General features: G+C 44.3%; 13 protein-coding genes and 1 pseudogene. 6 read left to right on the top strand and 8 right to left on the bottom strand.

Annotated elements, in window-relative coordinates; translation table 11 throughout:
• Positions 1-100: 100 nt before the first annotated feature.
• From QUB11_RS17425 to QUB11_RS17445, 5 genes are all read right to left on the bottom strand, one after another.
• Positions 101-700, bottom strand: coding sequence for a TerD family protein (locus QUB11_RS17425; RefSeq protein WP_333205181.1), 600 nt, complete (start codon positions 698-700; stop codon positions 101-103).
• A gap of 177 nt (positions 701-877) precedes the next feature.
• Positions 878-1,450, bottom strand: a complete 573-nt coding sequence (locus tag QUB11_RS17430; protein ID WP_333205183.1) for a TerD family protein — start codon at positions 1,448-1,450, stop codon at positions 878-880.
• Between the two features lie 54 nt (positions 1,451-1,504).
• Positions 1,505-2,038, bottom strand: coding sequence for a peptide deformylase (def, locus tag QUB11_RS17435; protein ID WP_333205185.1), 534 nt, complete (start codon positions 2,036-2,038; stop codon positions 1,505-1,507).
• A 131-nt stretch (positions 2,039-2,169) separates the two neighbouring features.
• A complete protein-coding gene (locus QUB11_RS17440) occupies positions 2,170-3,411 on the bottom strand; it encodes an HhoA/HhoB/HtrA family serine endopeptidase (RefSeq protein WP_333205187.1) in 1,242 nt (413 codons plus the stop codon).
• 171 nt (positions 3,412-3,582) lie between these two features.
• Positions 3,583-4,812 carry a transposase gene (locus QUB11_RS17445; RefSeq protein WP_333205189.1) on the bottom strand — a complete coding sequence of 410 codons (1,230 nt, stop codon included), beginning with the start codon at positions 4,810-4,812 and terminating at the stop codon, positions 3,583-3,585.
• A gap of 58 nt (positions 4,813-4,870) precedes the next feature.
• Here QUB11_RS17445 and QUB11_RS17450 point away from each other — a divergent pair, with 58 nt between their 5' ends.
• Together QUB11_RS17450 and dnaA are read left to right on the top strand one after the other, a co-directional pair.
• The gene (locus QUB11_RS17450; protein WP_333163080.1) at positions 4,871-5,050 is read left to right on the top strand and encodes a hypothetical protein; all 180 of its coding nucleotides are present in this window, start codon (positions 4,871-4,873) and stop codon (positions 5,048-5,050) included.
• A gap of 151 nt (positions 5,051-5,201) precedes the next feature.
• Positions 5,202-6,572 carry a chromosomal replication initiator protein DnaA gene (dnaA, locus tag QUB11_RS17455; RefSeq protein WP_333205191.1) on the top strand — a complete coding sequence of 457 codons (1,371 nt, stop codon included), beginning with the start codon at positions 5,202-5,204 and terminating at the stop codon, positions 6,570-6,572.
• A gap of 296 nt (positions 6,573-6,868) precedes the next feature.
• Here the strand turns inward: dnaA and QUB11_RS17460 are convergent, their stop codons facing one another.
• Genes QUB11_RS17460 through QUB11_RS17470 form a run of 3 tightly spaced genes read right to left on the bottom strand, consistent with a single transcriptional unit; the run spans position 6,869 to position 8,544 of the window.
• On the bottom strand, positions 6,869-7,585 hold the full coding sequence (locus QUB11_RS17460) for a glutamine amidotransferase (protein WP_333205193.1): 717 nt from the start codon (positions 7,583-7,585) through the stop codon (positions 6,869-6,871).
• Between the two features lie 11 nt (positions 7,586-7,596).
• On the bottom strand, positions 7,597-8,124 hold the full coding sequence (locus tag QUB11_RS17465; RefSeq protein WP_333205195.1) for a diiron oxygenase: 528 nt from the start codon (positions 8,122-8,124) through the stop codon (positions 7,597-7,599).
• Between the two features lie 3 nt (positions 8,125-8,127).
• A complete protein-coding gene (locus QUB11_RS17470) occupies positions 8,128-8,544 on the bottom strand; it encodes a hypothetical protein (protein WP_333205197.1) in 417 nt (138 codons plus the stop codon).
• Between the two features lie 438 nt (positions 8,545-8,982).
• Here QUB11_RS17470 and QUB11_RS17475 point away from each other — a divergent pair, with 438 nt between their 5' ends.
• From QUB11_RS17475 to QUB11_RS17490, 4 genes and pseudogenes are all read left to right on the top strand, one after another.
• Positions 8,983-9,618, top strand: coding sequence for an MOSC domain-containing protein (locus tag QUB11_RS17475; protein ID WP_333205199.1), 636 nt, complete (start codon positions 8,983-8,985; stop codon positions 9,616-9,618).
• A gap of 36 nt (positions 9,619-9,654) precedes the next feature.
• Positions 9,655-10,950 (top strand): serine hydroxymethyltransferase, encoded by a 1,296-nt coding sequence (gene glyA / locus QUB11_RS17480; protein WP_333205201.1) that lies wholly within the window; start codon positions 9,655-9,657, stop codon positions 10,948-10,950.
• Complete coding sequence (locus QUB11_RS17485) at positions 10,940-11,578, top strand: TRIC cation channel family protein (protein WP_333205203.1); 639 nt, start codon at positions 10,940-10,942, stop codon at positions 11,576-11,578. Before glyA ends, QUB11_RS17485 begins: the two co-directional genes overlap by 11 nt.
• Before the next feature lie 65 nt (positions 11,579-11,643).
• Positions 11,644-12,183 (top strand): annotated as a pseudogene (locus QUB11_RS17490) (aminotransferase class III-fold pyridoxal phosphate-dependent enzyme); the annotation flags it as partial.
• Positions 12,184-12,257 lie beyond the last annotated feature (74 nt).

Genomic DNA, 12,257 nt, shown 5'->3' on the forward strand with positions numbered 1-12,257 from the left:
ATTTACCTTTGGAGGGGGGCGGGTTTATTTATATCGTCAATTATTGGCTAATATTGTTGGTGAACCCGCCCCTACAAGCCTGAATTTAACAGATTTGATATCACCGCATAAACGAACCGACAACACCGTTCATATCTTCAGCCAAAGGATTTCCCAAAGCCTTAAACTTCCACTCGCCGCCTTCTCGATAAACTTCTCCCATCAACATATTTAATTTTCCTTCATAAGATGGGTCATTTGACAAGCGATAGCGAGCTATTTCTTTGCCGGCGGCATCTACAGCTCTCACGAAAGCATTTTCTACCAGGCCGAAATGCTGTTTTCTCTCTTTGCCATCGTAAATATTTACGCCCAAAATAATTTTGTGATATTCTGCTGGCAAAGAACTCAGTTTCACCACTATTTGTTCGTCGTCTCCCTCTCCAGCCCCCGTGAGATTGTCGCCTGAGTGAACAACTGTTTTGTCCTTTGACTCCAAATGAGAGTAATAAATTACATCTTCTTTGTAGTTCTTTATTTTGCCATTTTCTCCCAGCAGCATAGCGTAGGAATCTAAGTCAAAATTTGCACCGCTGCTTCGCCCGAAAAGACCTTTTTTAGCTTGTGCAACATCCCAGCCCAAACCCATTGTGAGTTTGGACAAGTCGTATTCGCTTTTGCTGAGAACGATTGATTGTCCTTTTGTTAAGTTGATAGCCATAGTTTTGTGATTTTGTATGGTTTATAGTGGAGATGTTTTAGAAAGATTAAATCTTTCGCCCTTCTTTAATTGAATTCCCATGTGGTTTATTACCTCATGAGTCTGGCTTAAAATCGAGGGAAACATTCCTGCTTCCGAATTTCCCCTCGATTTATTTAGCTAGGAGCGATCGACCTTTTATCCGGCATACTTATCTACAAAGCTCTGCAAGCCGGAATTGTAGCCTTGTCCCACTGCTTGGAACCTCCACTCGCCATCTTTCTTGTAAAGTCGGCCAAATTCGATGGCAGTTTCCCGAGAAAAATCCTCATCCAAATCGTACTTCATGACTTCTGTGTTAGTAGTGGTATCGTAAATCCTGATAAAAGCATTCCGCACTTGACCGAAGTTTTGCCTTCTCGATTCTGCTTGGTCGATTGTTACCACAAACACAATTTCTTGCACCGCCGGATCGACTTTGGTTAAATCGACTGTAACGGTTTCATCATCACCAAATCCTTCTCCGGTTCTGCTATCTCCCAGATGTATTACAGAACCGTCCGGCGACTCTTTGCTGTTGTAAAAAACAAAGTATTTTTCGCTGGGAATTTTTGCATTAGCCCCCAACATAAACACGGAAGCATCTAAGTCAAATGCTGCGCCTGTGTCTGTAGCATTGGTATCCCATCCCAGACCAATCCCGGCATTTTTTAGCCCAGGTGCTTCTTTAGAGAGATTGATTCTCCCGCCTTTTTCCAAATTGATAGACATTCGCCCTCCTATTCACAACATCACTGGCGTTACTACTAGCAATTATATCAAGTGTTATAGTAAGTTGACAATTTGCTTTTGGTACTCGTCCTCTGTGATTAGTTCTTGGGTGCTTTCCACTCTGTCTAAAAACACGATTCCATCTAAATGGTCGTGTTCGTGTTGAAAAATTCGAGCCACAAAGTCTGTCAATTCTTGTCGGTGGAGTTTGCCGTCTCTACTGGTGTATTCTATCTCGATCGCCCTACTTCTCGGCACCAATCCCCGAATCCCCGGAATGCTCAAACAGCCTTCCCAGTCTTTGACTGTCTCTGTTGATGCAGCCACAATCCGGGGATTAATCATCGCTGTGGGTTCCATGTGGGGTGCTTGGGGATAGCGCAGGTTGGGGCGGGATGCGACGATGAACAGGCGATCGGACTGAGCCGCTTGAGGGGCGGCAATCCCCACTCCGTTTGCCTGCTGTACTGTAAATATTAAGCTGTCAATCAACTGTTGAATGCGATCGTCCTTAATATTCTCGACAACTTGCGATCGGCGGCGCAACACAGGATTTCCTAATTGTGAGATTTGTAATATTTCTGCCATAGTTATTGGTTAGTCGTTATTGGTTATTTGTTGTTACAGTTTTGTCGGTTGGGTGGAGGAACAAAATATAACTTACTCACTCAATAATTAATCCGTGTATCCGTGTCCAAATCCGTGTCGTGCTTTCCTTCTTATCCAACTTTTTGAACCGGCAAACTCCCCGGTTTAACAGTCAAATTAACTATTTGCCCGTTGCGGTTAATTTCCATTTGCAACAGCCCGCCCACCTTAGCATTTTGCACGAACTCCTGAACAGCTTCCGACTGAATAATCGGCTGATTATTAATTTTTTGAATCACATCTCCAGCCCGCAAACCTGCTGCTGCTGCGGGAGAATTAGGAACAACGCTAACAATAGCCACACCCCGATCGACTGCAACTCGCAGGCTGCTGGTAGCATTGCTGTTAATTTGCTGCTTAACCTCCGGAGTCAGCGTCGCCATTTCAATGCCTAAATAAGCGTGTTCGACTTTCCCCGTCGTAATCAGTTCCTTCGCCACCTGTTGCGCCGCCTGAATGGGAATAGCAAACCCCAATCCTTGAGCACCTTGAATAATCGCCGTATTCATGCCAATAACTTGGCCCGAAGCATTCAGCAGCGGGCCGCCGGAATTCCCCGGATTAATTGCAGCGTCTGTTTGAATAAAACCGATCCGCTTGTCAGGTACGCCCACATCAGTGCTCGATCGCCCCGTAGCGCTAATAATCCCCGCAGTTACCGAATTGTCCAAACCCAAAGGATTACCGATCGCGATCGCCCATTCCCCAGACAACAGCTTATCCGAATTGCCGATCGCCACCACAGGGACATTATTCGCCTCAATCTTCACCACAGCCACATCCGTCACCTTATCCGCCCCCAACACCCGCCCCTGAAAGCTGCGGCCGTCCTTGAGAGTTACATTTACCGTATCGGCTCCCTCTACAACGTGAGCGTTAGTGAGAATCACGCCGTCGGCACCGATGACAAAACCCGAACCAGTGCCCCGTTCGAGTCCGCCCCGGCCGCCCGAATTCGGTTCTCTGCCAAAAAAATCTTCCGGCGACAGCCCTCTATTTCCCGGTTTCACCCGGCGCGAAGCATCGATCCGAACCACTGCCGGGCCAACTTTTGCCACGGCAGCCACAATAAAATTCACATTAGTCCCGTCGCCCGACAAGGAAGCCGGCGGCAAGACTTTGCTAGCTTGATCCTTTGTATTAGGAGGCAGTTGCAATTTCGGTTCCAGCGCCCTTTGTCGCGAATCGCCAGAATTTGCACGAAATTGAGAAACCGTCAGGCGATCGCCCAACATGGCGGCCCCGGCTCCCGTTACCAGCAGCAATATGTAAATTGCCGGTTGCTTCCAAAATTTGCCAGTAGAACTCTTCATGGCCATGTTTTAAGGCTTTCCTGCCAAATCTAAATATTTGCTGATCTGCTCCCCGATACCTGGCGCAGGACTGCAGAGCCGCCAAATTTTTGGGCGATGGCGTCCCGCCCTCGCCCGTGCTACGGCAGACTCCCTTAAACTTTAGCATCTGAGGAGTGACATACTCCCACATCAATCACAAGCTGTCACCATTGATGTGGGCTTCTCAGCGACTCCAGCTATTGCTTCGGACGTTAACTGAGCTTTAAGAACGGAATGCCCTACCGCTCTGTTTTTTATATTGATAGCTGCATTTTGATCGCGATCTAGACTACACCCGCAATGAGGGCAATCGTGCCATCTTTTATGCACCTTTTTAGGTACTTTCTCGCCGCAATTAGAGCAATCTTGTGAAGTGTTATGGGCACTTACTGGGACTACCAACAAACCAGCATTTACGGCTTTATTTGTTAGTATCGACAGAAAGCTTGACCACCCAGCATCCAGCACTGATTTAGCTAATTTTGTACGAGCAAGTCCTTTAACATTCAAGTCTTCAACTGCAATAACATCATATTTATTCAATAAATTCTTAGCAGTTTTGAAATGAAAATCTTTACGTTTATCTGCAACTTTCTTGTGTTGACACCCCAGTTGTTTAATTGCTTTCTGTCTACGGTTACTTCCCTTTTTACGTCGTGCAACTCGCTTTTGAATAACCCGTAGGCGTTTTTGGGCTTTGCGATAAGGTTGAGGAATAGTAACCGTTTCACCCTCTGATGTCGTCATAAATTCCTTCAAACCAACATCAATGCCAGTAATTTTGTTTGGATCAAAATCGAGTTGGATTGTAGGAACTGTTATATCTTCCAAGCTGAGAGTTACGTAGTATCCATCAGATTTTTTGGTGATCGAAACAGTTTTGAGCTTAAAGCCCTCAGGTATGGAGCGATGCAAAATAACCTTAACCTTCCCGAACATCGGTAAGTTAATAAGGTTGTCTTGCAAGCACTCGCCTTTGATCTGAGGATAAGTAAACGTGCGGTAACGACTGCGTGATTTAAATCGAGGTCTACCGCTACGTTTTCCATTGCTATCACCTTTCAGAAAACTATCAAAAGTTACCTTGACTCTTTTCACTACATCTTGGAGAACTTGAGAATAAATCTTGGCATACCAGGGATGAGATTTTTTGAGCTGAGGTAACTTTTTCTTCTGTGAATAGTAATCGGGATTATCTCTCAGTTCAGGCAGGTAACACATCAGAGGACAAGCATTAACAGGAGAACGGTTTTGCTCATACCAGTTAAATCGATCGGCCAACAAATAGTTATACTGAGCGCATAGCATCGACAACCATCTGTCGATCTCAATGGCTTGTAACTTTGTAGGGCGTAGTTTATACTGATATGCCGTTCTCATCTATCTGACTGTACACTAAGTGCTATATATAAGTTAACCTGTATACTGGGGGCGGTCAATGCCTTTTCAAAAAAATCACAAACTAGGGGCAAGGAAACGGTTGAACCGTCCTTTAGACAAGGAAACAATCGGATTCAAAGGCTATGAAGGACAAAAAGAAAAACTTAAGGCTGTTCCTGAGTGGCAAGAACGTTTGAGAGAGTTTGTTGATAAATTAATTAGTGATTACGAGAATTAATTGGTCAACTCCGTACCTAGGTTGACCCGCCGGAGCGAACCCAACACCAATCTGATTACAGGTATCGCGCGTGGGATTCCGGCGGTTTCATAGCTAAACTCTCTAGACTGTAGAATTAAATATCTTGAATGCCGATCGGCAGAGGTAAGCAGTGGACATTCCCCTCGAAAGTCTGTGGAATCAGATACTTGAACGTCTCCAGGTACAACTGAGCAGACCTAGCTTTGAGACGTGGATCAAAACTGCCAGGGCCGAACAACTCGAAAATAACTGTTTGATTGTCAGCGCCCCCAACCCCTTTGCTCGCAATTGGTTGCAAAAATATTACAGAGAAATCCTTGCCGATGCAGTCGCAGAAATTCTCGGCTATCCCGTAGACATTTACTTGACAATTGCCGGGGGAAACGAAACAGGCGACAGCAGCGACTCGGCCATAATTTGGCCCTCCCCCATCGCCGATGTCCCGGAAAGCCACTCGCTTCACCCCCCCAAACCTGCCAATTTAAACCCCAAATACCTATTTTCCCGCTTTGTCGTCGGTTCCAACAACCGCATGGCTCACGCGGCTTCCCTCGCGGTAGCCGAGTCTCCGGGCCGAGAATTCAATCCCCTATTTTTGTGCGGCGGCGTTGGTTTGGGCAAAACTCATTTGATGCAGGCGATCGGTCATTATCGCTTGGAAATTGACCCCAACGCCAAGATTTTTTACGTTTCTACTGAGAAATTCACTAACGATTTAATCGCCGCCATTCGCAAAGACAGTATGCAAACTTTCCGCGACCATTATCGGGCCGCAGATGTTTTATTAATAGATGACATCCAATTTATTGAAGGCAAAGAATACACTCAAGAAGAATTTTTTCACACTTTTAATACTTTGCACGAAGCCGGGAACCAAGTAGTTTTAGCTTCCGATCGTCCGCCACAGCAAATCCCCCGCCTGCAAGAGCGTTTGTGTTCCAGATTTTCGATGGGATTAATTGCCGACATTCAATTGCCAGACTTGGAAACTCGGATGGCAATTTTGCAGAAAAAAGCTGAGTATGAAAATATGAGGCTACCGCGAGATGTGATTGAATACATTGCTTCTAGTTACACTTCCAACGTTCGGGAATTAGAAGGAGCTTTGATTCGGGCAGTAGCATATCTTTCAATTACTGGTTTGCCGATGACCGTGGAAAATATCGCCCCGGTTTTGAATCCGCAAACTGAAAGCGTAGAGGCAACGCCAGATGCAGTAATTGCAGTTGTGGCTGAGGAGTTTGATGTTTCTGTGGAAGATTTGAAAGGAATTTCCCGCAGGCGAGAAATTAGTCTTGCCCGTCAAATAGGGATGTATTTAATTCGGCAGCATACTGGTTTGAGTTTGCCGAAAGTTGGCGAAGTGTTCGGTGGCAAAGACCACACGACTGTGCTTTACAGTTGCGACAAAATTGCTCAGTTGCGGAACACTGACCCGAATTTGGCTCAAACTTTGCGTCAGTTGAGCGATCGAATTAACGTTGTCAGCCGCAAAAGTTGAGAAGAAGAAAGAAGGAAGCCATGACAGGGGTTCGGACGGGTGCATCTCAATGATTGCCAATATATTCGTAGGGGCGAAGCATTTCGGTAGTCAATCTCTTCTGGTTCTCACTAATAAACTGTCTGCCGAAATGCTTCGCCCTTGCAAAGTAGAGATGCACCATATATGTGGTACACACAATCTAAGCTCCCGTGTAAGGTGCGTCGCCCCCCGTACTTCAGCAAGTTATATCCAATATTTCGCAGCGACGCACCCTACAGACTACTGGACAATAACAGCCGTTTGCTGTTCTATTATTACAATTTTACAGCCTGCGGTAAAGACGCTAACCAATCTTCCCATAACTTCGCTGATTGAGCTGATAAATGTCCAGCATAACGAATGGTATCCTCTCGAAGTTTAGCGACTGTGATATCAGGCGTTGCTCCAATTTCACACGCATGACCAATGAACCACCGTTCTAATCCTTGAGCTGTGACTTCTGGATGAAACTGCAACGCCAATCCTCCTTTTTTCCATGAAAAAGCTTGGTTTTGATAGATCGCGCTAGCCGCTAAATGAGTGCTATCAGTAGGCAGATCGAAGGTATCTCCATGCCAGTGGAGAACGGCTGTTTTATCTCCTGCTAAGTGAGCAAGTGGTGTTTGCTGACCTTCTGGACTCATCTTTAGAGGATACCATCCAATCTCTTTTTGCGATCCAGGATAAACTTTCGCTCCCAAAGCACGAGCCATCAACTGTGCTCCCAAGCAAATTCCTAGGGTAGGCAAATCGTTACCGAGACGATGTTCCAATAGACGTAACTCATCAATTAGAAACGGATAATCCTGCTCATCATAGGCTCCAATTGGGCCCCCAAGAATCACCAGCAGACTTGTGTTGCGATCGATGCTAGTCAAATCATCCGATCCAGCTTCTACATATCTGACTGTGTAGTTTTGCTGATTCAATGCTTCAGCTAAACTTCCCAGATCCTCAAAGGCAATATGTCTAATGACAGTGGCGTGTTTCATAGTAGTCACCCTCACATCAATTCGTAATCTGTGAAAACTCGCTCAATTGCATGATCCTCGAACACTCCAGCGGCTGCAAACATTTTCAAAGTTGGATTGGCAGCTTGTCGAACAAATTGAGCAATTTGGTTGGGTACGTAAACCTCTTCTAAAATTCCTTCCGAATCCTTTGCATTAAAGCCTAAGCGCCTCAGAATACTGTATTCGAGTTGGCGATCGGGACCCAGAAATGCCCAGACCAGTTGTGGCAGTAATTGTCCCATTTCCTCTTGCTCATAGGATGCAAGGCTTTGCCAAAGGATGGGGAACAAGTCACGAAAATAAACGCTGTGCAACGCTTCGTCAGCCGCATGATCGCCGATAACCGCACGGACAATAGGAGAGACTTGAGGATCGTGGGGAACATTGTTAAGAACCTTTGTCACCAGAGTTTCTGAGATCGTGACAAAAAACAGTTGAATGAGATGGGGCGACAGCCGAGTTTGATGTTCAGCAATCATTTTCTCGATGATGCGATCGAAGTTTGGACGACCAATCACCGATCAGTTGAGTCCAAATGCCTCCTCCACCTGAGTTGAAAATAATTCAACAAAGAAAGCATGTCCTCCTTCATCGCAATAAATTCGTAGAGCGTCATTGCGCTGAAGCGTGTTTAAAAAAATGGGTGCACGTCCTTGAGCCAGACTGCTGCAAACAGGATTAACATGGCTCAATTCCAACAAGGTTGTGAATTGCAAATGGGCAAGGAGTCGATAAGCTAGAACCGTTACCCAATGAGTTGAATCTGACGCAATGGCAGGATGAGCAGCTAACGGGACGAGATCTGGAGAAAAAGGTAAGCCTTCAATGTTGCCTTCACGAAGGGGTTTACTCCGTATCCAACTTGATTCATTCCATCGGCCAAAAGGGCTTTGGTAGTTTTTCTGAAAGATAGGTGCAGCTAGCTTGTTCACTGTCATGATGAGAAAGCTCCTTGACATTAAGGGAAACAACGTTGCAGGCAATAAATATTTACAATTTTCAACCAGATCGGTTTCATTTGTTACAAACGTTTACTACTATAGATGATACCTGCTCATTGGACTTAGGTAATGATCCAATTTGATATATTTTGAGTGTACCAATTCTGGAATATTTCCTCAGATGCTTGGTATTAGTCCTAAAAGTTTCGTTAAAAGTTCGAGATTTATTAAGTAGTCCGAACTGTACTTTTGCCCTTTGCGGCAAATTGGTACACAAAAAATATCCAAGATTGGCTCATTACATAAGTCCATTACTTAGATATGATGGCATCCATTGCACAAATTTTTCTTATGAGTTTGATAGATAGGCCCTATTTAGTTTCAATTCAAGTGGGTTTGCCTAGAAATCTAGGGACAGAAAGTGCTCTTAATCCAATGGATCGTCCTTGGTTTACTGGATTTTTTAAAGAGCCGATCGATCGCTCTGTATGGCTAGGGAAAACAAATTTAGATGGTGATGGACAAGCCGATTTACGCCATCATGGCGGATCTGAAAAAGCCGTACTTGCTTACGCGACTGAACATTATCGTGAATGGCAACGGCAATTAATGCTTCCAGAATTAGGGTATGGAGCATTTGGAGAAAATTTCACGATAGTTGGACAAACAGAGTCGTCAGTCTGCATTGGTGATACCTATGAAATTGGTGATGCTTTAGTTCAAGTTTCCCAACCCCGTCAGCCATGCTGGAAATTGTCGCGACGATGGCACATTAAAGACCTCGCGTTGCAGGTGCAACAAAACGGTCGGACTGGCTGGTATTTTCGGGTTTTACAAGAAGGATATGTAGCGCCAAACCAAGTTGTCACTTTAGTCGATCGCCTCTATCCACAATGGACGAGCGCCCGTGCTAATGAAATCATGCATCAACAGCTCAAAGATCGTGAACTTGCCGCCTCCCTGGCTATATGTCCACTGCTGGCTTCCAACTGGCAACACACCTTAGCAAATCGAGCTAATCGAGGCATTAATCCCGATTCTAAACCTCGGTTGATTGGTGAAAATGAATAGTTGAATTTTGAGAATTAAACAATCTTACATTCCATCATGCCTAAATCTAACTTTGATTTTTTGACTGAAACCGATCCCGTAGTTGCTGAGCTGATTGAGTGTGAACTTCAACGACAACAGAATCATCTAGAACTCATTGCTAGTGAAAATTTTACATCCCCTAGTGTACTAGCTGCTCAGGGATCTGTATTGACTAATAAATATGCTGAAGGACTTCCTGGTAAACGCTACTACGGAGGATGTGAGTTTATCGATCGAATTGAGGAATTGGCAATTAATCGGGCTAAACAACTCTTTGATGCAGCATATGCAAATGTTCAACCGCATTCCGGTTCACAAGCCAATTTTGCAGTTTTCTCAGCTTTGTTAAAACCTGGAGATACTATTCTCAGTCTCGATTTATCTCACGGTGGACATCTGACTCACGGTTCACCCGTCAATCTTTCAGGGCAATTGTTTCGCACAGTTCATTATGGCGTTAATCCTGAAACAGAAATCCTGGATTATCAACAGATTCGTGAACTTGCTCATCAGCATAAACCGCAACTGATTATTTGTGGATATACGGCTTATCCCCGCCAAATTGACTTTAAGCAGTTTCGATCGATCGCCAATGAAGTCAATGCTTACTTACTAGCGGATATGTCTCATATTGCTGGATTGGTTGCCACTGGCTATCATCCCAGTCCAGTTGCCTATTGCGACGTTGTGACTACAACCACCCATAAAACCCTGCGCGGCCCTAGAGGAGGTCTGATTCTCAGTCGCAATCCAGAGTTAGGTAAACAACTCGATCGAGCGGTATTTCCGGGTACTCAGGGAGGTCCATTAGAGCATATCATTGCTGCAAAGGCGATCGCCTTCGCTGAAGCTCTCCAGCCCGCCTTTAAGGACTATATTCGACAGGTGATTGCGAATGCTCAAGTTCTAGCCGATCGACTCCAAGCACAAGGAATCAGAATAGTGAGTGGTGGCACTGACAATCATCTTTTGCTTATTGACCTGCGTCCACTGAAACTGACAGGAAAACAAGCCGATCGACTGCTTAGTGACATTAACATTACCGTGAACAAAAACACCATTCCCTTTGACATCCAGCTACCGTGGGTTACAAGTGGCATCCGATTAGGATCTCCAGCGCTCACAACTCGTGGTATGAGCAGCATCGAATTTGCAGAGATTGGAGAAATTATTAGTGTATGTCTTTTGAATCCCAGCGATCTGGTGATCGCCCAACAGTGTCGTCAGCGCGTCGCGCAACTGTGTGAAGCTTTCCCACTTTATCCTCATCTCAATCAGAAGCCATTGTTCCTTCTGTCTGATGCTTGCTAAGCAACTTTTACTCTTATCTATGAACACTCTCCTCATCCTTGATTTAGTTGGAACATTTGCCTTTGCAGCGTTAGGAGTTATTGCTGGATTACATAAAGGGATTGATATTTTAGGTGCATTTATCTTGGGCTGTGTTACAGGACTTGGAGGAGGAATTATTCGAGATCTGATTTTGGATATTCCGGTTGCAGCATTCTATAATTTTTGGTATTTACCTATAGTTTTTCTAGCAGCCATGATGACGTTCTTATTTCCCAGATTTTTTATTTTTAATTATCAGTTTCTGCTCATTTTGGATGCTTTAGGATTGGGAATGTTCGCTGCAATTGGAACAGAAAAAGCAATTCAAAGCGAGACAACTTTGGCAGGAACTTTGCTTTTAGGGATGGTTAGCGCAGCAGGGGGTGGAATGTTAAAGGATATGTTGCTGGGAGAGATACCGTCAGTATTATGCAAAGAAATTTACATGACAAGTGCTTTAGCTGGTTCATTTATATTTTGTTTGCTCCATTCGTTACTTCCACTAGATATCAATTTTCTATTTAGTGTTTTGATAACGATAGTTTTACGTCTTTTTTCTTTAAAAATGGGAGTGAATTTACCATTTAGATTTTTGCGAATTAAGTGATGTTGATCGAATAATTGAGTAATTAACTTTAATTAGCATCTGAACATTTAGTTGATTGATTAGAAATGAAAGTCAAATCTCGTGCATCAGTTAATACCTTACCTCAAGAGGAAGTTTTGGAACAGGACAATTTAGACAATTACTTGATGACGACCTACCGCCGTTATGCGATTACTCTAGAACGTGGTGCTGGCTGTTGGGTCTGGGATGTTGAAGGGCGCCAATATCTGGATTTTGCAGCAGGTATTGCTACGTGCAGCTTAGGACACGCCAACCCTTTAATGATAAAAGCAGTAACACAACAGATTCAAAAGTTACATCATGTATCGAATTTATACCACATTCCATTGCAGGGAAAGTTGGCAAAATGGTTAGTGGAACATTCTTGTTGCGAGCGCGTTTTCTTTTCTAATTCTGGAGGAGAAGCCAATGAAACTGCTATAAAGTTAGCACGTAAATATGCTAAGACTATTCATCAGATTGAAAACCCTATTATTATTACAGCCCACAACAGTTTTCACGGACGTACGTTAGCTACTTTAACGGCAACTGGTCAGCAAAAATACCAAAAGAATTTTACCCCTTTAGTACCAGGATTTCACTATAGCCTTTCTCTGAAAGATGAGGTATCATGTTACTGACACTCACTCGTGAGGGTCAAACAGAGAAAATCAGCTCA

Source organism: Microcoleus sp. B6-A1 (assembly GCF_036705085.1).
Taxonomy (GTDB): domain Bacteria; phylum Cyanobacteriota; class Cyanobacteriia; order Cyanobacteriales; family Microcoleaceae; genus Microcoleus.

Coding starts and splice junctions, on each gene's coding strand:
- QUB11_RS17460 (WP_333205193.1), bottom strand. CDS start 7,585: ATGAAACACGCCACTGTCATTAGACATATTGCCTTTGAGGATCTGGGA.
- QUB11_RS17430 (WP_333205183.1), bottom strand. CDS start 1,450: ATGTCTATCAATTTGGAAAAAGGCGGGAGAATCAATCTCTCTAAAGAA.
- QUB11_RS17425 (WP_333205181.1), bottom strand. CDS start 700: ATGGCTATCAACTTAACAAAAGGACAATCAATCGTTCTCAGCAAAAGC.
- glyA (WP_333205201.1), top strand. CDS start 9,655: ATGCCTAAATCTAACTTTGATTTTTTGACTGAAACCGATCCCGTAGTT.
- QUB11_RS17470 (WP_333205197.1), bottom strand. CDS start 8,544: ATGACAGTGAACAAGCTAGCTGCACCTATCTTTCAGAAAAACTACCAA.
- QUB11_RS17475 (WP_333205199.1), top strand. CDS start 8,983: ATGGATCGTCCTTGGTTTACTGGATTTTTTAAAGAGCCGATCGATCGC.
- def (WP_333205185.1), bottom strand. CDS start 2,038: ATGGCAGAAATATTACAAATCTCACAATTAGGAAATCCTGTGTTGCGC.
- QUB11_RS17450 (WP_333163080.1), top strand. CDS start 4,871: ATGCCTTTTCAAAAAAATCACAAACTAGGGGCAAGGAAACGGTTGAAC.
- QUB11_RS17445 (WP_333205189.1), bottom strand. CDS start 4,812: ATGAGAACGGCATATCAGTATAAACTACGCCCTACAAAGTTACAAGCC.
- QUB11_RS17440 (WP_333205187.1), bottom strand. CDS start 3,411: ATGAAGAGTTCTACTGGCAAATTTTGGAAGCAACCGGCAATTTACATA.
- QUB11_RS17485 (WP_333205203.1), top strand. CDS start 10,940: ATGCTTGCTAAGCAACTTTTACTCTTATCTATGAACACTCTCCTCATC.